Source organism: Kitasatospora sp. NPDC101801, from assembly GCF_044766665.1.
Taxonomy (GTDB): domain Bacteria; phylum Actinomycetota; class Actinomycetes; order Streptomycetales; family Streptomycetaceae; genus Kitasatospora.
In genome coordinates, this window is sequence record NZ_JBIWML010000055.1 from 15726 (window position 1) to 34737 (window position 19012).

Below are 19012 nucleotides of genomic sequence, written 5' to 3' on the forward strand. Positions count from 1 at the left end.
GACGGCGCCAGCCGGTCGGCGGCTCCGGCCGCTCGACCGGCCACTCTCCCCCGGTCCGTCTCGGCGGTTCACCCCCGCCGGCCGCGCCGCGCTGTTGCTCGTCAACGGCGCCCGGCTGGTCGGCACGGGCGGTCAGCGCGGCTGCGGGCCTTGGCCAGCGCCAGAGACCACCCGATCGGGTGGGCCCGGCAGAAACAGGGAGGGGCCCCGGTGGTGACCGGGGCCCCTCCCTGCCGCTGTGCTGGTGCGGTCAGCGCTTCCTCTCCAGCCACGCCTTGAACTCCTGGCGCACGTACGCGCGCTGGCCGCCCTCGGGGTCGAACTCGATGGAGTCCGGCTGGTGGGGGCCGGCCACGAACTGGCCGTGCGCCTGGTCGAACTGGGCGAGCCGGAACGCCGCGAGTGCGGCGGCGGTCAGGTCCTCGGCCAGCAGGTCCGCCCAGTACGTGCGGTCCGCGGCGGCGGCCTCGCGCAGCAGCAGCTCCCGCTCGTTGTGCGGCGGGACCTGCTCCATCTCGCCCCTGGCCAGCATCTGCTCGTAGCTCTGGCGCTCGGACTGCAGGAACGTCACCTCCGGCTCCAGCTCGGCGGCCCGGCCGTAGGCGTCGGCCGCTGACGGTGCGTCGAACAGTGCCGCCTTGCGCATCGCGGTGTCCATGTCCTGGCCGAACGCCCACTGGGAGTACTCGACCTGGTCGGCCGCCTCGTAGCGATCGACCATGGCGGCCAGCTCGGCCTGGCGGGCCTCGTACCGCTCCCGGTCGGCCTCGGCCAGGATGACCTGGTCCACGGCGGCCAGCATGACGGCCTGGAGACCCTGGTGGTAGGTGTCGGGCAGTCCGCCCGGGGAGGCTGCGTCCTCCAGCACGGTGAGCCAGCTCGCGGGGGCCTGGTCGGGATGGCGCCGCAGGATCTCCAGCGGCTCCGGGCTGGCCGGGTTGGCGGCCCACCTGCGCATGGTCTCCGTGCTGGCGCCCTCCAGCTCGGCGGCCAGCAGGTAGGCACGCAGGTGCGCCCGGGCGCTGACGGCCCAGAAGTCCATCACCCCGCCCACCAGCCAGTCCGCCTGGGTGTCCGCGTTCGCCGCGATGCTCTGACGGCCCGTCTCGTTGGTGCTGGTCACTGGGCCTTCTCCTCGGTGGTGGTGGTCAGCTCGTCCTCGGCGGCCCGTCGGCGGGCCTCCTCGATGTACCCCTGGCAGCTGAGGGTGGGGTGGCCCTTGACCGGGAAACCGGACTGGGCGGTGCACCAGCTGCAACTGGCGGCCCGGCGGGTGGCGGCCGCCGCGAACCTGCGGAGCACGGCTAGCAGCCGCTCCAGCAACCGCAGTTCCGGATCGGCCGGCCTCTCGGCGGTGCTCGGCTCGGCCAGCTCGGCGGCTGCTCGGCCCTGCTCGGCGTCGGCGGCTTCGCGCTCGGCAGCAGCGGCTCGGCGCTCGGCGCGGGCCTGCACCTGCTCCAACTCGGTCTTCATGCTCGGCGGCCACTCCTCGGGACCGACGGGCAGCACCTCGACCAAGCGGGCCCACCCGCGCTCCTCCAAGACCTCGCGGAAGTGGGTCAGTCCGTGTTCCTCGAAGATCCGGTGTGCCTCGTCCTCCTCCACCTGGACCTCGGACTGCAGGGACCTGGTGGCGCTGAAGCACTCGGTGCGCTGGCCGGTCGGGCGGGTGCCGAGCACGGTGATGTACCGCTGCCGGTGGCGGTCGATCTCCACCGCCCATGAGCCGTCCTGGCTCGACCAGCACGTGAAGTGCTGACTGGGGCTGTACTCTCCGCCGTGCCTGCGGAGCCAGTACGCCACGGTGTCCTGCTGCCACTGCTGGGCGGCCTCGACGGTCAGGAACCGGACCCACTGGCTGGCCTGGTCCCCGAACCACGTCTCCCGGATCACGCCGAACACCAGCCGTCGGCCGTACGGGTCGGGGCGGGTGGTCACCACCTGGGTGACCTCGCCCCGGTAGGGCAGGGTGGACACCACGGTGCCCTCGTTGATGTGCTTCGCCAGCTCCTCGTGATCGTGGAACCGGCCGTGCGGCAGATCCCGCAGGTAGGGCGGGACGTTCTCCGTCTCGGTGCTCACGCGGTCCTCCTCGTCGTTGCACGCCACACGGCGTACTCCTGGCGGACGTACCCCCGACCGCCAGCCTGTTGGGTCCACTGGATCGAGCGCGGCCCGTGGGGGCCGGCCTCCTTCTCCCAGACGTGGTCATGGCTGCGCAGAGCCTGCGCCGCGCGGTCCGCGGCCTCCCCCGCGACGTCGTAGACCGAACCGTCGTGCTCCTCCTGCAGGGCGATCCGGTCGCGCAGAGCGGCCCACCTCAGCAGGTGCTCGCGGTGCTCGTCCTGGCCGAACGGAGCGCCGTGGGCCTGCTCCATCTGCACCCGCAGCAGGGCCTCCAGCTCGTCCCCGATCTCCGGGGCGGCGGCGTACGCGGTGACGGGCCCCGGGACGACCGGGCCGCCGAACCGGTACGGGTCCAGCCGGGCCTGGATCGCCTCGTCCTGCTTGCGGTGGCGCCACAGCTGGAACAGCCCGCCCGCCACGATCACCACCACGGTGGCCAGTCCCCACACCATGTGTCGTCCTCCCGTGTTCATCATGACGGCCACTCAGCTCCGCCCGAGGGCCTTCGGTTCGACTGCGTCCAGCAGGTTGACGCCCTGGGCGCCCTGGTCCTGGTCGAGCACGTCCAGCGCCCGGCGGGCGATCCACGCCTGCTCCAGCTGGCCCAGCGTGCTGGCGACCTGCACCGCCCCGGTGACGCGCATCGCGGTGGTGGTGACCTCGGTCTGCGACTTCAACGCCTGCAGCCGGAACTCGGCCTTGTGCTCGGCGGCGCGCTCCTTCGCCCGGCGCCAGTGCGGGGCGGCCAGCGCGTAGACGGCACCGGTCGCCAGCAGCCACATCAGGATGGCCAGCGGCCACTGGGTGGTGTAGGCGGCAACGGCGGTGAGGACCAGGGACGCTGAGGCTCCGTAGGCGGTGGCGGTCACCGCGCTGTCCCCGTTCTGGCCGAGCGCGGACACGGTGCCGGCGGCGGCGGTGGCGGTGGCCAGCGCGCCCATCAGCATGGCGTTGCCGACGTCCTGGGCGGCGCCCTGCTCGTTCCAGAGCCTGGCCAGGATCAGCACCGTGGTGGTGGTCAGGCCGGGCAGGATGCGGCCGCTGTAGCGGGTGGCCACCCACCGGGCGGCGCTCATCATCTGCGGCGGCTCCGGCTCGGCGGCGGGCAGGGGCAGGGGGCGCTGGGCGTGCGCCAGCAGCCACTCCGGGAGCTGGCTCGTCGGTTCGTTCATCGGGTGATCTCCATCTCTCGTCCGTGGTGCTGGACTTGCTGCTGCTCGTGCTGCTGGGCCCGGGTCCGGGCCTCCTCGGCCTCGCCCTCCTGCTGCTGGCGGATCAGCTCGTCCGTGACGGCCTGGAGCGCGTCCACGCTGGCCTGCAGCTCCTGCGGGGTCGGCGGCTCGGTGCTGAACTGGAGCTCCAGCTGCTCGCCCTGGAACGGCTGGAACCCGGGGGGCTGGTTCACCATCCGGCGGCCCTGCGTCCCCGCCACGTCCGGGGCGCGGTGGCCAGCGCGACCAGCAGGGCGGCCGTCAGGCGGAAGGTGGCCAGCAGGGCGGCCAGCGGGCGGACCTCCAGCCACAGGGCGCCGGCGCCGAGCACGGCGCCGTACCCGAGGACGGCCAGCTGCCCGGCCTGGTCGGCGTGGCCGAACCGGAGCGCGGCCAGTGCGCCGAGCAGGGCGGCCAGCATCGCGGCCATCGCGGTGACCTGGGTCCGGGCCTGGTAGGCGTTGTAGGAGGTGGCGGTCATCGGGCCACCTGCCAACCGGCCAGCAGCGACCACTGGGCAGCACCCCGAACGGCCGTGGTGCACACGGCCATCCGGGCCTCGGCTCCGGCGGGGTCGTCCTCGCGGGCGCTCTGCAGCAGACCCTGGCGCTCGGCCTCAGTCAGGCTCCAGACCACGGCCCGCACCAGCGGGCGGACCAGCGCGCCCGGGGTGCCGGCCAGCTCGTCGGTGGTGTTGTCGGTGCTGAACAGGGCGGTGGCGGCCCACTGCTCGACGGCGGCCGGGTCGGCCAGCTGGAGCTCGTGGAACGGCACGCGGTTCAGGTTGTTGTCCATCGGTCTCTCCCAAGCGGGTGCCCGGCCGGGGCGGCGACGTCCTCGCCTTCGCCCCGGCCGGGGCGGTGACGGGTGGTCAGCGGCTGTCGGTGCGCACGGTGGCCGGGGGCAGGGCCGGGGTGGAGCTGCCCACGGCGGCCTGGGTCTGCTGGGCCAGGTGGTACGCGGACTCCTGCAGGCTGGTGGTGCTGGCCACCGCCGGCTGGCGGACGGGCTCCGGGGTGGACTGCGGGCCGCTCATCGGGCCACCGCCTTGGTGTCCACGGCGGACAGGGAGCACACCGGGCACGGCACCGAGGGACCGGCGGGGCCGGCCTGGACGCGCCGCTCACCGCAGCAGTTGGTGCACGTCTGCGGGCGGATGCGGCCCACGGCGAGCACCCGGTGCCCGACCTGGTGCTGCTGACGGTTGACCACCATCAGGTGGCGGAGCTGGGGCCTGAGAGACTGGCTCATGACGGTTCCCTTCCGGGGGATCGGTCCGTGCCTGCGGAGCGGTGACACGCTCGGCTGCAGGTAGTACGGGGGGCTGTAACCCCCCGGGCAGAGGGCCGGTGGGCTGTTGACCACCGGCCCTCTCGCCGTACTCACAACTGTAGACCCTCAGAGTCTTGAACTTCAAGACTTCGGGAGTATGATTGTTTCTGAGGTCAAGATCACGGGACTGACTGACTCCTGATCAGCCTGCCTACGTGAGTCGCGGAGTGTCCAGCTCCTAAGCTCTGTGGCGCACGTAGTACGGGGGCAACCGAGAGGGAGACAGCAATGCCGCAGGTAGAACAGGTGGAACCCCCACCCTGGGACGGCCCGCCGCTCATCGTCGTGCTGTGGGGCGGGAAGGGCGGCATCGGCAAGAGCACGCTGGCCTTCCTGCTCGCGTGGTCGCTCGGGAAGGTCGGCCGGACCCTGCTGCTGGACGCCGATCCGGAGCAGAAGGAGGGCAACGCGCAGGAGCTGTACGACCTGCTGGAGCTCCCCGCCACCTTCGACTTCGCGTCAGAGGACGACCCGGCCAAGCTGGCCGGCCTCCGGCGGGCACGGCAGTACCGGTTCATCGTGATCGACAACGCGCCGCACCGGGACAGGGAGATCCTGAAAACCACCTGTGACGGCGACCTGATCGTGGTGCCGCTGCCGCTGGACTACCTGGAGGCCCGGGCCATCATGTCCTCGATCCGGGAGATCGTGATCCCGACGGGGCACCCGTACCGCGTCGTCATGTCCAAGGTGGACGCTGCCCGCAAGGCCAAGGCCGTGCGCACCCTCGACACCCTCGACCTGGCGGGCATCCCGGTGTTCCGCACCCACATGCGGGAGCTGGTGGCCCATCAGGACGCGGGGCAGATGGGCATCCCGATCACCGAGGGCACCAGCAAGACCTGGCACAAGCCGGGTAAGGACGCGCTCGACCTGGCGGACGAAGTCCTGGCGGCGCTCGGCCTGGCGGACCGCGTCCCCCGGCCGGCCTGGGCCGTGGAGAAGGTGCCCAGTCCGAGGAAGAAGACCACCGCCCGTACACGGAAGGCAGGCAGCTGATGGCAGGCAAGAGGGACATTTCCGACGTCGTCGGCGCGAGCGTGCCGCCGAAGGAGGACCCCACGAACACCACCACCCGCGCCCGGCGCTCCACGACGCTCAGTCAGGCCGCGGCCGCCGCGAAGAAGACGACCACCCCCAAATATGTCCAGTTGAGGGGTGACCAGCAGATCGAGCTGGACGTGCTGGCCCGGGAGCTGCAGGGCGCCCGGGAGTCCAAGGCCGAGCGCATCACCGCCAACACGGTCATCCGGGTTGCGTGCGATTTCCTCTTGGCCCGGCGCGACGTCCTGGAGGGCGACACCGAGGACCAGCTGCGGTCCTCCTTGCTCTCGTACGTCAAGCACCTGGAGGACCGGTCCACCCGGCTCCGGGAACTCGAAGAGGGCCCGGCCCCGGAAGCTCCGGCGCCCAAGACCCGTGCACGCAGGCAGTCGAGTAGTTCGTGAGAACGTGACTCACGCGCTCCAAGAGTTCAAGACTCCGAGATAGAAGCAGACCCCGGCGGAGCTTCCTAGGTCGCCGCCGAGGTCCAGACGCAGATGGAGACCAACATGCGCCACAACAACAGTATGGCGGCAGATTTCCGCAGGTCAGCGGCGGGTTCGAGCCAGATCCCCGACGTGTTGCAGCCGGTGTGGGAGGGGCTGCAGAAGCTTCCCCTGTGGGGTTTGCTGGCCGTCGGGGTGCTCGCCCTGGCCGCCGTCTGCCTCGGGCTTTTCGCGCTGTGGCGCTTCCTCTTCGGGAAGCCCGGCAGCGACCAGGCGGCGGCCAGCGGACTGCTGTCGTTCCTCAACGAGATGGGTCCGCAGGGAAAGGTGGCTCTGGCCGGCACCCTGGTGTCGGTGGGCGGCCTGTGGGGATTCGCCCACGAGCAGGGCCACCTCGAAGGGGTGTTCCGGCTCGGCTTCGTGATCATGTTTGACCTGCTGGAACTGACCCTGTTCGGGATGCTCTACACGAAGTCCACCGGGACCACCGGGTGGACCCGCAACCTCAAGGCGATGCACTACACCGCCTGGGCGCTCGTCTTCTTCTCGGCCTGGGCGAACGCGGTGCACTCCCCCTCGCTCGCGGCCGCCCCGTTCATGGCGCTGATGCCGATCGCGGCGGCTTGGGTGGTCGAGCTGGAGCTGCGCAACCGGATGACGGCCAACGGCGATGCGGAGGAGGAGGTGCTGGCCAAGGGTCAGGCAGGTCCGGTCCGGTTCATCGTCATGCTCTGGCGCACCCGCTGGGCGGAGACCTTCGCCAATCTCGGGGTTGACCCGAACGGCAAGGACGTTGACCTGGTGAGGGCCGTCTCCGCGAAGCGGGCCGCCCGCCAGCTGTTCCTCCTCCGCCAGATGCTGGAGGCGACGGCGAAGAGCACGAAGGAGAAGGGCGAGCAGAAGCGCGCCGGCCGCAGGGACGCCGCGAAGCTCGCCCAGCAGCTGACCGAGCAGCGGGAGAAGACGAACAAGTCCCTCGACCGGGCCGACTTCGGCACGAACAGCTCTCAGGCCCTGGCCGTGATGCGGGGGCTGGCCGGGTGGACCCGCACCGACGACCTGGCCGTGGTGCCCACCGAGAACTCCGAACTGGTCACCAAGATCATGGAGGAGGTGGCCATCATGCCCGCCGCGCGCCGGCTGCAGGCGGCCGCGCATGAGGCCGAAGCGGTCGCCGCTCGGCAGGAGGCGGAGTCCGCTCGGCAGGACGCCAAGCGCGCTCGGCTGGAAGCCGAGAACGCTCGGACCGAAGCTGAGGCCGCGAAGGCGAAGGCGGCGGAAGCCGTGGACCTGGCAGAGAAGAAGGCGGCGGAGCTGGCTGCCGCTGCCGTCGAATCGGGCCGCGCTCGGAAGGACGTTGAGCGCGCTCGGACTGAACTTGCGTCCGCTCGGCTCAAGTTTGAGACCGAGATCGGGGAGCTGACCGACAAGTCCGCGACTCTCCGTCAGCAGGCGGAGAAGGCGGCCGAGCTGGTCACTGAGGCGGAGGAGAAGAAGCAGAAGCTGGAGGCGGCCGGCCTCACCGCGGCCGAGCAGAAGGACCAGCTGGAGGAGGAGATCCGGGACGCTGCCACCCGTCTGGCCGGGCTGGAGACGGAGCTGCAGACCACCCTCGACTCCCGCGCCGCTGCCGAGGACAAGGCGGAGGTGGCGGCCGCTGAGGCCCGGCGCCTGGAGGAGAAGCTGGCGGAGCTGCAGAGCGCCGTCCAGAAGGAGAACGCCGAGCTCACCGCGCACGGCAAGCGGCGGGCTGAGGCCGAGGACTCCGCCCGTCAGGCGGCTGAGGTGGCCCGTCGGGCGGCCTCCCGCACCGAGACGCTGGAGCGCCAGCTGGTGGAGGCCGAGCAGGTGCTGATCGACCTGCGGGAGGGTGTCTGGGAGGGGCTGTCGGCGGACATGCGGGACGGCCGCGTCCCCTCGGATGGGATCTTCTTCCGCAACAGCGAGCCGAAGCAGAAGGCGTGGGAGGAGTACCTGTACGCGGTCACCAGCAACCTGCCCACCGCCACCGCCCGGGACTTGGCGGAGCAGTTCTCCATCTCGGAGAGTAACGCCCGGAACTGGAGGCTCCACTTCATGCGCGCACGGCAGCTGATGATCGCCAACGAGGCGCCGAGCGCCGCCGAGCGCAACGCCTCGGACGCCGAGCGCGGTCCGGATTCCGCCGAGCGCACGTCCGACACTGCCTGATCGAGCACCCACCGCTCCCGGTCCCCCGCCCCTTCGGCGGGAGGCCGGGAGCGGTCGGTGGCCACCTCTTGGCGGTCGGCCACCAAGAGGTCCGGCACCCCGCCGAGCGCCAACCGAGCGCGGGATGCCGGACCTTCGCCGTTCGCCGAGCACCCCCTGCGCTCCGCCGAGCGCGGGCCTACCGGCCTCCGAGCGTCACGCACTGCCAGCCGAGCAGACTCCCGGAAGAACCGAGCAAAAGAGTTCCAGAGTCTTGAAGTTCAAGACTCTTTAGGGTTACAATCGTCCCGTCACCAAGGAAACTTCCTCCCCGTTTGTCACAGGGGGGGCGTACCGTGATCGTCCCGTCACGGGTGCATACAGAACACCCCCGGCCCGGCGGGTTCAGCGCCTGACCGAGGGCTTGAGACCAGAGGGAGAAACCCGACTCCATGGCCCGTACCAAGAAGACTACCGACAGCACCGACACCACTGACGACTGCTGCACCAACAAGCGGGCCGGGCTGGGCCTGCTGGCTGCGGCTCCCCTCGTGCTCGGCGCCGCGCCGGCCGAGGGGAACCCGGTCCCCACCCCGGACATGGACATCTGGGGCGTGGTCAACACCCTGGTGGACGGCATCCCCGGGCAGTGGTTCACCGCGTCCGCCCTGGGCGCGGCCGGCCTCTTCGTCGGATACCTGCACCTCAAGCAGCAGGCCGATGCCGGTAAGGCGCGCGCCCTGCCTCTGCCCAAGGGGACGGGCTTCGCCAGCCAGAAGGAGATCGCCGAGCTGATGGGCGAGCGTCAACTGCTCAACCGGGTGAGCCAGCTGCGGCCCGCGCTGGTCGGCCGCAAGGACGTCACCGCGCTCGACCTGGGCGTGATGCTCGGCACGGACGCGATCTGGAACAAGTCGCTGTACATCGCCTGCGAAGACTCCGTGTTGATCTTCGCACCGCCGCGCGCGGGCAAGTCGGCGTGGATGGGCGGGCAGATCATCGACGCCGCAGGGGCCTGCGTGGCCACCTCCACCCGCTCCGACCTGTACACCCTGACCCACGCCCTCCGCAGGAAGGACGGCCGCCCGGTCTGGGTGTTCAACTCCGATCTGGAAGGCATCACCAACACGGTCCGGTGGAACCCGGTCCGCGGCTGCACCGATCCCACCATCGCCATCCGCCGCGCCGGCTACCTCCTCGCGGGCAGCAGCAAGGGGGAGGCGCTGACCAACCAGACCTTCTGGGACAGCCACTCCTTCGCCCTGCTGCGGAACCTGATGATGGCGGCCGCCCTGGTGAACGGCACGCTCATCGACGTGGCCCGGTGGGTCTCCGACTCGGACAACCAGGAACCGCTGCGGATCATGGAGGCCAACGCCGCTCGGCTCCCCGAGGGCTGGCTGCAGACGCTCCGTCAGGAGATGGAGGCGCCCGACAAGACCGCTGACGGTGTGTACATGTCCCTGGCGCCCACCCTCGAATTCCTCTCGGACCCCTCGATCGCGCAGATCGTCCTCCCGCTCCCCGGGCAGCCGGAGTTCACCGCGTACGAGCTGCTGGCCACGCAGGGAACCCTGTACCTGATGGGTGAGGACCGGGACCGGGGCTCGATCGCGCCGCTGTACTCCTGCCTGGTGGCGGAGGTCTACCAGGAGGCCAAGGTCTGGGCCAAGCGCGCTGGTGGCCGGATCGACCCGTACGTCCGGTTCGTGCTCGATGAGGCGGCGACGATCTGCCCGCTCCCGCTGAACAAGTGGAGCAACGACGCGGGCGGTTGGAACATCCACATGGAGATCTCCGTCCAGTCGTACGCCCAGCTGGAAGAGCGCTGGGGCGTCAACGGGGCGAAGAGCATCTACACCAACTGCAACAAGTTCGCGCTGGGCGGCCTGAGCCTCCCGGAAGACCTGGAGCGGCTGTCCCTGCTGGTGGGCGACGCGGACCAGACGGTGGTCTCCGTCAGCAAGGACCGGGAGGGCAAGCCGACCGAGAGTCACAGCATCCGGCGCATCAGGGTCATGCCGCAGAAGGACGTCCGGGAGATGAAGGCCGGTCACGGCCTCTACTTCCAGCGCGCCGGCGGCCCGGTCAAGGTGACCTACGTGCCGACCTGGAAGCGCAAGGACGTCAAGCTGGCGCTCAAGGAGGAGAAGCAGGCCGAGCGCGCCGAGCGCAAGGCCCAGAAGCTGCTGGCCAAGCAGGGCGTGCAGCTGGTCAAGCAGCAGTCTGCCCCGGCCTACCAGCCCGCCCCCGTGCCGGTGTTCGTGCCCGCTCCCCCGGTCACCGTGCCGGTGCAGCAGCCCGCCGCGTACAACATCCCCCCGCAGCCCAACTACTCGCCCACCGTGCCGGTGCAGCAGCCCGCCGTCCAGCCGGTGCAGGCGCCGGCCGCTGAGTCCACCGACCTGCCCCGCGCCGCTGGTGACAACCTGTCCTGGTGACCACCCGTCAGCCCACTGAGGAGGAACCCAAGGTGCCCGACGTACCCAAGCTCCGGGTCGAACCGGAATCGCTGGTCAAGATGGCGGAGAACCGTCTCACCAGCATGATCGCCGTTGTCAACACCAAGTCCAATGAGGCCGGTACGGCGGCCGCCAAGGCAAACGCGCGGTTGGACACCATCGACACGATGGACCTGCCCGGCAAGGTCGTGGAGATGAGCCGCATCCTCACCTCCTTGGCCGTCAAGGAGGGCAAGGCCACCCGGCTGATGAACTGGTCCGCCATGACGGCCCAGCAGATGCACGACGCCCTGCACGAACTGGTGCACTGGCGAGAGACGATCTGGCGCCGGTACTTCCCCGAGGACTACCGCGAGACCATGCAGCCCTGCTGGATCGAGCACGGCGACGCGGTCCAGTTCACCGGGGCGCTGTACGGAATGTGGTGCTGGGCCCACCTGGAGGCGGACGCCTCGCCGTCCCGTCAGGCGGAGTGGTTCATCCGCTGGCGCCCGATGCTCCAGCGCGAAATCCAGGACGCGCTCAAGCACTGCAAGGCCGAGCAGGCCCACGTGGCCAGCAAGGCACCGGAGCGGACGGTCAACCTGGACGCCGAGCAGGACAAGATCACTCAACGAGTGCTCGCCATGCAGGAGAGGGAGGCAGCGGCCGCCGCTGCCACCCCCTGATCGTTTGACAGACGAAGGGCCCCGGGAACCGATCGGTTCCCGGGGCCCTTCGCTGTTCTGACCTGCTGCTACATCGTTTCGGAGATCGGCCTGGGCCTCGGGTTGTGCGTGATCGTCGCCCACTCCAGCGTCCGCAGCACCCCACCGGCGTACCACTCGCTCCACGTCTGCCGGTACTCGCCTCGTCCCATCACCCGGTCCTCGGCGTCGATCTTCTCGCTGCCGATCGAGCGGGGTGCGGGCAGGGGGTTGGCGGGGTCCACCTCGTTGCTGATCGGTGCCAACGGGCGCTCGCCGAGCAGCCATCGGACGGCGTTCAGGATGCCGGTCAGACCCTCGCCCCGGTGGCGGGGGTCCAGCCACATCAGCCGGAACGACTCCTCCGTGGCCTCCAGCTCGGCCTGGGCGTCGTCCCGCAGTGCCTCCAGCTCCGCGCGGCTGTGGATCACCACTGAGGGAACGCCGGTCGGTGCCGGGGCCGGTGGAGTGGCCGGCCGGGGCGGGACGCTCGTCGCCCCTCCGGGCACGGTGTAGGGAGCCAGCCCCGGGGGCGGCTGCGGGACGTTGATGCGGGACGCAGCACTAAGGCCCGGCCCGGGGTGTTCGCCCCTACCGTCGCCTTGCTGCCAGCCGTTACTCGCCATGGTTCGACCGTAGCTCGGTGCCCCCGGTCACGGACAGACCGCGCAGAACCCGCGCGGCACGCACGCCCCCACGCAGCACCGCCGTCTCGACGGCCTCCGCGCTGGTCGGCGTGCCCAGCACGGAGAACCTCTTCGGCGTGCTGAACGTGACGTCGTAGAACCGCCCACCCTGGCACTGACCTGCTGTCATGCTTCCTACCCCTCTTACTGGATCTGGATCTGGATCTGCGGGACCTCGACCTGCGGAACCTGGACCACCGGCACCTCGACCGCCTGGGCGGCTGGGACGGCCGGGGCCGCCTCCCGGACTGCCTCGGCGGCGGCCCGACTGGCCGTCACCGCCTCTATGGCGGCCTGAGCCTCGATCAGCTTCTGATCCTGGTAGGCGGCGCGGTCGTCCATGATTCCGCGGGCGGACTGGGCGTGGGAGAGAGCACCGAGCAGGCTGTCACCCGCCAGAGGCTCCACCTCGGCGACCACCGGGGGTTCGACGGCGGGGGCCTGGCGCTCGGCGGGGCGGTGCTCCTGCTCGGCAGCCGGGCCGCCCAGCAGCAGCTCCTCGTGGTACCGCCGCATCGTCTCGGACTGCTGAGGGGCGGGCTCCTGGTACTCCGGCTCTGCGGGCTCGACGTCCTGGTGGACGTCCTCGTGCTCCACCTCGGCGGCGCCGGCCGCGAACTCGGGCTCCGCCTCCGGCAGTTCCGCCTCGGGCTCGGCCATCTCCCACGCAGCCTCCGGGAACTGGCCGTCTGCGGTCAGCTCCTCGCCCTGGTGGTGCTCCTCGACCTCCGGCTCTGCGGGCTCGACGTCCTGGTGACGAAGCTCCAACTGGCGGCGGGCCTCCTGGGCCCGCTCGCGGGTCTCCTCGGTGTGCTCGTGCCAGTCACCACGGACCTGGTGAATCTCCTCCAGCGCGGACAGCCTCGACCGCAGCACGGCGGCCTCCCGGACGGCGTCCTGACCCTCGACATCCAGCAGTGCCCGCTGGTCCTCCGGGGCCTCCAGCATGGTGATCCGGCGCTGGGCGGACTCCCGCTCCAGCTGCTGGATCGTCTCGTGCGTGCTCTGCAGCTGGTCGGCGACGTGCAGCGGTGCCCACGCCTCCTCCCGCTCGTAGCGGTCCACCATCTCCCGCAGCTCGGCGTCAGTGGCGCCCACCAGCTCCCGGCGCTCCTCCGGCTCGCCAAGGGCCCGGAACGCCCGGTCCCAGTCCAGCTGGAAGTCCACCGCGCCGCGCTTGGGCCTCGGCCCGATCGCGGACACCTCGCTCTTCCAACCGTGAGCCTCGCGGTAGGCCGCAACCGACCCGGCGCGCTCGATCCACTCCTGGCGCTGCTCGGTCTGCCAGACGTCGGGCGCCTCGCCCAGCGACTGGGCCCACTGCGGCAGTTCCTTGGCGTCGGCCAGCTCCTGGCCGAGCAGCAGGCGCCGACCGTCCATCAGCTCGGCGACGGCCCGGGCGGTCTCGCCCCGCTCGCCCGGGATCTCGGCCACCCGGCTCTGCCAGCGGCCGCGCTCCTCGGCCGCGGCGCGGTGCTCGTCCGCCAGCTCCATCCGACGCTGGTCCTCCTGACCGGAGTGCAGTACCTCCAGCCCGGTGTTCAACTCGGTGAGCTGGTCGAGCCACTGAGCCTCGACGGCCTGCCACGGCGCGGTCGGTACCTCGACCTCGACCCACTCGCCCTCGGCCGCGTCGTAGACACTGGGGCCGGTGTGCTGCTGACCGTAGGCGGGTTGCTGCTGCAGCCGGTCGAGCGAGTCCTGGTCAGCGCCGCGCGGGGCCGGCGGGGCGAGCACCCACACCTCCGGCTCCACGTCGGCCTGGTCCTGGTGCTGCACCCACGCCTGGGCGTCGTAGTCCCACGTCATGACCGGTGCCGGGACCTCGACCTGCTCGGGCCCGTTGACCTGGTGCAGGTCCCACTCGTCGGTCTCCTCGTTCCACTGGCCCGTCCACTGCGGCACCTCGGCCTCGGTGGCCTCCTCGGCGAACTCCGGTGCGGTGTCGGTCTCCGGCTCGTGCCGGACCCACCCGCCCACGGTCTCGTCGTAGACCATGACCAGCTCCGGCCGGACCTCCTCGGCCTGCGGGACCACCTCGGCCAGCTGAGCGGCGCCCAGCACCTCGGGAACGGCCTGCTCCTGGGCCTGGACGTGCTCGCGCACGTCGCGCTCGTCCGTCCGCACCTGGGCCCGGTCGGCGGCGTCGAACTGCTTCTCCAGCCGGTCGTGCAGCACCCGGGTGACGTTCCGGGCGTCCGACAGGTCGCCCAGCATCGCCTTCTGCAGCAGCACCTCGGGGTCGTGGCCGGCCGCCTCGGCGGCACGGGCCAGCCGGACCAGCGGCCCGTACGCTTCATCGTCCCGGATCTCCCGGTAGCGCTCCGGTCCGAGGGTGTCGTGGATCAGCTGCCCGAACCGCTGCTGGGCGTGCTGGTCGGCAAGGTCGTCCAGCACGAACGACCAACGGACCAAGGAGACGCTGTCCTGCAGGTTCTGACGGAGCACCGCGGTGGCCGCCAGCTCGGCGCCGGAGTTCTCCAGCACCTGGGAGAGAACCGCCATCTTCTCCACCACGGGCTGGTCTGGGCCGTCCAGCTCGGACACCGTCTGGCGCGTGACGACGTAGGCCCAGTTGCCGTCCTTGCCTCGGGTGAGTGCGACGTACAGCGATTCCCGGGTGTCCCCGGCCTCGGCAAGGCTCCGGCAACGGTCCACGGTGCGGCCCTGGGAGGCGTGCACCGTGCCCGCGTACGCGAGGTCCACGTGCTCGCTCACGTAGTTGCTCGGCAGCCTCATCAGCTCGCCGTCGTCGTAACGAACCGTCAGGGTGCCGGTGGCCTGGTTCGCGTCCACCACGGTGACCACATCGCGGTTCACCGCGAAGCGGTCACCGCTGTGGCTCTTCACCTTGCGGTCGATCTCGCGCAGCTGGACCTGGTCGCCGACGCCGAAGGTGATCCCGCGCTGGCTGAGGTGGATGCCGTCGGCCTCCACCCGGTGGAGGCGGACCAGGTCGGCCCGGGCCATCGCGGCCAGCTGGTCGGCCTGCTTCTGAGAGGTGGCGATCAGCAGGGAGTTGTGGCCGTTGAGGGTGTCAGCCAGCCAGTCCTGGTAGGCGGCGGTCAGCATCTCCTCGACGTCACCGCCTTGCAGGCGGCCGTGCGTCTCGTAGGCGTCCAGCACGTCGGTGTTGCCCTCGCGGAGCTCCAGCGACGCCTCGCGCTCCCAGTGGTGGTTGAAGCGGCGCACCTCATCGAGCTCGAAGACCTCGACTCCGGCGTGCTGGGCCATCTCCCGCAGCATGCCGCCGGCCCCGACAGAGGTCAGCTGGGCGTAGTCACCTGCGTAGATGAGCTTCGCCCCGGCTTCGCGCACCAGCCGGCGGACCTCGTCCATCTCGGTGGTCTCGGTCATGCCGGCCTCGTCCAGCATCACCAGCTGGCCCGGCCGCAGCCGCAGCTTCTCCAGCGCGGGGGTGCTCGTCCCGCTGGCCAGCGCCTTGTTCGAGTTGATGAACATCGCCAGGTTGCTGACGTGCTCGACGCCCTCGCCGGAGAGCACCCGGGCGGCGCGCTCCGAGGTGGTGAGGCCGATCACCGAGCGGCCGGTGTCCCGCCAGGCGTCGTGGATCGCGGCGGACAGGTAGCTCTTGCCAGACCCGGCCGGGCCGATCAGCACGTCCGCCTGGCGGCCGCCCCCGAGGATGCCCCGGAACGCGGCCTCCTGGCCGGGCAGCAGGCTCCGGCCTTCCAGGGCGCGCTCGATCTGCTCCTCCGAGAGTGCGAAGCCGCCCACCTGCACCGCGTCGTCCAGCAGCCGCCGCTCGGCCTCGATGTGACCCTTCGTCGCGTACTGCTCGCCCCCGGGAACCTGGTAGATCGGAGTGCCGTCGGCCATCTGCAGAGAGCGGGGCATCGGGATCAGCTCGGGCCCCGCCAGCGCCACCAGCTCGGAGTCCGTCGGCCGGTGCAGGGCGATCTCGGTCAACTCCCTGACCAGCCCGGTGAGCTGGTCACTCTCCAGACCACCAAGGCAGTCCGGCAGGTGCTTGACGATCTCGACCTGCAGGTCGGCCCGGGTCCAGGCGGACCGCCGCTTCTGCGTGGCCTCGATGGACTCCCGGATCACCTGGGCGGGGTCGAACGCCTCGGCCTCGATACCGCGCTCGGCGGACGTCTCGGCAACGATCTTCGGGATGTCCGCCAGGGACGTCTTGATGGCGGCCTTCGTGGTGCTCTCCCACCGCTCCAGAAGCTCCTCACGGGTCATCCCGTCGTGGCTCTTCTGCTTCCGCGACGCCAGAACGACCTCCTCGCTCATCTTGGCGAGCGTGTGAGCACTGGGCCGGACACCGTGCTTGGCCTCGTACGCCTCGGCCAGCACCTTGACCCCCGCCACCACCGTGTGGCGGCGGGTCGAGTGGAAGTCCCGCAGCTCCTGGGAGATCCCCACGATCTCCCGGACGACCCCGTCCGGGCGCATCTCAAATCGAACACCAAGGCGCCGCGTCAGGCTCTCCTCCGCGACCCGCTCGAACAGATGCCCTGCGGCCTTGGCCTCGCGCAGCAGCAGCGTTCCGTCGAGCGCACCCCACTTGGTGATCTCCTCACCGGTCACCGGGTCCATGACCGTGTACTTCACCCGGTTGAAAACCGCCGTGTGGATGTGGAGCTGCGGACCCTCGTCCCGGGACGTGTGCTGGGCGAAAGCGGCGGCGGTCCACTCGTGAGCGTCCACCCTCTTGCCGGTGGTCTTCTCGCCCTTCGATCCGGCGAACCGACCGGACCTCGCGTACCCGGCGTGCTCCTGCATGTGGTCAAGGCCGGCGGCCGCTCCGTCCTTCAACGCCAGCCAGACCTGCTCCGCCTGAGCGGTCAGCTCGGCGGCCCGCTCCGGGTTCCCGGCAGCCAGCTCCTGGGCCGCCTCCACCTGCAGGCTGGCGTGGAAGACAGACCAGCTCTTCGGTGCGCTGAACGTGACGTCGGCATAGGTGACGTTCTTAGTCGGGTTCCGCCGGACACCCATCTCAGCGGCCCGCTGCTGCTCGGGCGTCGCGTGCTCGCCCAACTTCTCGATGGCCTTACGGACCTTACTCTCCGTGCTCTGCGAGAAGTCCCGTGCCGACTCACCAAGGCGGTACTCCTTGAGCACCTCAGCCTTGATGGCACCCTTCGCAGCTCGGTATTCGTCGGTGCCGGCCTTCAACTCCGGGTTGGCCTTGCGGTGCGCCTTCCAGCGCTCAGCCGTCACGTTCTGTACCTGCTCGATGGAATCCGGGTGGATGAGATGTGTGTACATCTCGCGGAAAACCTCGGGGTCAACCTCACCCGAGAGACCAAGATCCGCAGCCCCGTTACCGACCCAGACCCCCGGCGGCTCGCCGTCCTGCTCGATGGCCTGGAGGTAGTAGTCATCTGACCGCGCACCGACAGAAGCCAGGAGGTAGTCCGGGCTGCTCCCGAACGTCACTTTGGCGGTCATGGTGATCAGAGTACGGACCATCGGATCGTGATGCAACGGTGTGTTGAGTTAAAAAAGAGGATCACAGCAACAGGGACAGAAGACACAACGGCGGGGGAGGAGGAGACGGAAGATCAACAAGGGGAGAGCAGACCAGCAACAGGAGAGGCAGCACGGCGGACGGGCCGGAGAGGGAAAGAAGATCAACACACCAGCAGCCATCATGTACCGGACAGAACCATGGGCCTACGGCAGCACTCGGCCACCGGCCGGAAGAGACGGCGGATCAGCGCGCGCGAAGCGGCGAAAGGGCGGGCCCGGCCTCGGGCCACTGTTACAAGACGTGATCAGCCACCGGTCCGCCGACCCGAACAGAACCCACCGTGGACACGGTGTGAACCGCCCACAGAACCCACCAGCTCGTCGGCAAGCCGACCCACCTGCAGACACCCCCGCGAGCCGCGCCGAGCGCGCCACCGCCTCACCCACCGCAACCGACCCCCGCCAGGCCGGGGCGGCCGGCCCCGCTGCGCCCACCGTGGACACGGTGTGAACCGCCCACCTCGACGGCGGCCCGCCACCCCTCGGCGCGGACCTGCGCGCCCACCCCGAACCCCCGCCCGGCCCACCATGGACACGCTGGGAATGACCAAGGCCCCGCCCCCGGCGACGAACGCCAGGGCGGGGCCCCAACCCACCATGCACACGGTGGGATCTGTCAGTCAGTCCTCACGCTCGGGCTCCTCCATCTCCCACTCCGGGTCCGGCTCCTCGACGGGCCGCACCCCTCCGGCCGGGGCGGCCGGCTCCTCGACGGCGGCCACCAGGAGGACGGCCTGCTCCTCCTCGCCCTCCTCCGGCTCAGCAGCGTAGGAATCGAACGCCTCCTGCGCGTTGTCGTCCTCCGGCAGGAACTCCGCCTTGCAGAACCCGCACAGAATCGCCCCCCGCTTCTTGCCCTTGCCGTACGTCTTCGGGGTGACCTGCATCCGCCTGGGCTCCGGTCGGCAGCTGCACACGATCGGGTACCGCTTCCCGGACGTCCGCTTCTTCTTCGGCTCCTCGGCCTCGGCGTCGGCGTCGTCCTCGGGCTTGACCGGGTCGCCCTCCAGGAAGGGCAGCCGGGCGGCCTCCAGCTTCCGGATCGCTGCGCCGTAGGCGGCCGCGGTCTCCGGCTTCATCAGCGCCTCGGAGAACCCGATGGTCTGGGCGGCCCGCTTCGGCGGCTCCAGCCCCACCTCGACGGCCAGCGCGGCGAACTTCCGGTTGTGCCACCTGAGTCCGTCGCTGCTGCAGTCCTTGATGCCCCGGCCCACCGCGATGCCGTGGGCGGCCTCGTGCAGCATCGTCTCCAGCACCACCTCCCCGCCCCGTTCCAGCAACTCGCCAGCGATGAACAGTTCGGGCCGGCGGCCGGACGCCTCGGCGTCCACCCACCGGTCCGGG

Annotated in this window: 17 protein-coding genes; 5 read left to right on the top strand and 12 right to left on the bottom strand. The window is 70.6% G+C overall.

The features are described 5' to 3' along the window. Positions 1-250 precede the first annotated feature (250 nt). The 9 genes from ACIRPK_RS34095 to ACIRPK_RS34135 all read right to left on the bottom strand — a co-directional run bounded on the left by ACIRPK_RS34095 (position 251) and on the right by ACIRPK_RS34135 (position 4589). Positions 251-1123 (bottom strand): hypothetical protein, encoded by an 873-nt coding sequence (locus tag ACIRPK_RS34095; protein ID WP_403046083.1) that lies wholly within the window; start codon positions 1121-1123, stop codon positions 251-253. Continuing rightward, a complete protein-coding gene (locus ACIRPK_RS34100) occupies positions 1120-2082 on the bottom strand; it encodes a hypothetical protein (protein ID WP_403046086.1) in 963 nt (320 codons plus the stop codon). Before ACIRPK_RS34100 ends, ACIRPK_RS34095 begins: the two co-directional genes overlap by 4 nt. Next, positions 2079-2579 (bottom strand): hypothetical protein, encoded by a 501-nt coding sequence (locus ACIRPK_RS34105; protein WP_402878796.1) that lies wholly within the window; start codon positions 2577-2579, stop codon positions 2079-2081. Before ACIRPK_RS34105 ends, ACIRPK_RS34100 begins: the two co-directional genes overlap by 4 nt. A gap of 33 nt (positions 2580-2612) precedes the next feature. Further along, positions 2613-3299, bottom strand: coding sequence for a hypothetical protein (locus ACIRPK_RS34110; protein WP_402878798.1), 687 nt, complete (start codon positions 3297-3299; stop codon positions 2613-2615). Beyond that, positions 3296-3535, bottom strand: a complete 240-nt coding sequence (locus tag ACIRPK_RS34115; protein WP_402878800.1) for a hypothetical protein — start codon at positions 3533-3535, stop codon at positions 3296-3298. Before ACIRPK_RS34115 ends, ACIRPK_RS34110 begins: the two co-directional genes overlap by 4 nt. Further along, the gene (locus ACIRPK_RS34120) at positions 3529-3819 is read right to left on the bottom strand and encodes a hypothetical protein (RefSeq protein ID WP_403046089.1); all 291 of its coding nucleotides are present in this window, start codon (positions 3817-3819) and stop codon (positions 3529-3531) included. The genes ACIRPK_RS34115 and ACIRPK_RS34120 overlap by 7 nt, the downstream gene beginning before the upstream one ends. Next, positions 3816-4133 carry a hypothetical protein gene (locus ACIRPK_RS34125; RefSeq protein WP_403046092.1) on the bottom strand — a complete coding sequence of 106 codons (318 nt, stop codon included), beginning with the start codon at positions 4131-4133 and terminating at the stop codon, positions 3816-3818. The genes ACIRPK_RS34120 and ACIRPK_RS34125 overlap by 4 nt, the downstream gene beginning before the upstream one ends. Before the next feature lie 76 nt (positions 4134-4209). Continuing rightward, the gene (locus ACIRPK_RS34130; protein WP_403046095.1) at positions 4210-4374 is read right to left on the bottom strand and encodes a hypothetical protein; all 165 of its coding nucleotides are present in this window, start codon (positions 4372-4374) and stop codon (positions 4210-4212) included. After that, positions 4371-4589, bottom strand: coding sequence for a hypothetical protein (locus ACIRPK_RS34135; protein ID WP_403046098.1), 219 nt, complete (start codon positions 4587-4589; stop codon positions 4371-4373). The genes ACIRPK_RS34130 and ACIRPK_RS34135 overlap by 4 nt, the downstream gene beginning before the upstream one ends. A 309-nt stretch (positions 4590-4898) precedes the next feature. Between ACIRPK_RS34135 and ACIRPK_RS34140 the strand changes: the two genes are divergently transcribed. The 5 genes from ACIRPK_RS34140 (at position 4899) to ACIRPK_RS34160 (ending at position 11459) form a co-directional block, all read left to right on the top strand. After that, on the top strand, positions 4899-5669 hold the full coding sequence (locus ACIRPK_RS34140) for a ParA family protein (RefSeq protein ID WP_403046101.1): 771 nt from the start codon (positions 4899-4901) through the stop codon (positions 5667-5669). Next, positions 5669-6118 carry a hypothetical protein gene (locus tag ACIRPK_RS34145; protein ID WP_403046104.1) on the top strand — a complete coding sequence of 150 codons (450 nt, stop codon included), beginning with the start codon at positions 5669-5671 and terminating at the stop codon, positions 6116-6118. The genes ACIRPK_RS34140 and ACIRPK_RS34145 overlap by 1 nt, the downstream gene beginning before the upstream one ends. 174 nt (positions 6119-6292) lie before the next feature. Then, positions 6293-8350, top strand: coding sequence for a hypothetical protein (locus tag ACIRPK_RS34150; RefSeq protein WP_403046106.1), 2058 nt, complete (start codon positions 6293-6295; stop codon positions 8348-8350). 431 nt (positions 8351-8781) lie between these two features. Then, on the top strand, positions 8782-10770 hold the full coding sequence (locus ACIRPK_RS34155) for a type IV secretory system conjugative DNA transfer family protein (RefSeq protein ID WP_403046109.1): 1989 nt from the start codon (positions 8782-8784) through the stop codon (positions 10768-10770). Then, positions 10767-11459: a hypothetical protein gene (locus tag ACIRPK_RS34160; RefSeq protein ID WP_403046112.1), complete on the top strand. Its 693-nt coding sequence runs from the start codon at positions 10767-10769 to the stop codon at positions 11457-11459. Before ACIRPK_RS34155 ends, ACIRPK_RS34160 begins: the two co-directional genes overlap by 4 nt. A 68-nt stretch (positions 11460-11527) precedes the next feature. Here ACIRPK_RS34160 and ACIRPK_RS34165 read toward each other — a convergent pair whose 3' ends face one another. From ACIRPK_RS34165 to ACIRPK_RS34175, 3 genes are all read right to left on the bottom strand, one after another. Continuing rightward, positions 11528-11911 (bottom strand): hypothetical protein, encoded by a 384-nt coding sequence (locus tag ACIRPK_RS34165; protein ID WP_403046114.1) that lies wholly within the window; start codon positions 11909-11911, stop codon positions 11528-11530. A gap of 396 nt (positions 11912-12307) precedes the next feature. Further along, complete coding sequence (gene mobF / locus ACIRPK_RS34170; protein ID WP_403046117.1) at positions 12308-17587, bottom strand: MobF family relaxase; 5280 nt, start codon at positions 17585-17587, stop codon at positions 12308-12310. A gap of 701 nt (positions 17588-18288) precedes the next feature. Then, the coding region (locus ACIRPK_RS34175) for a hypothetical protein (protein ID WP_403046119.1) at positions 18289-19012 on the bottom strand (724 nt) is incomplete at its 5' end.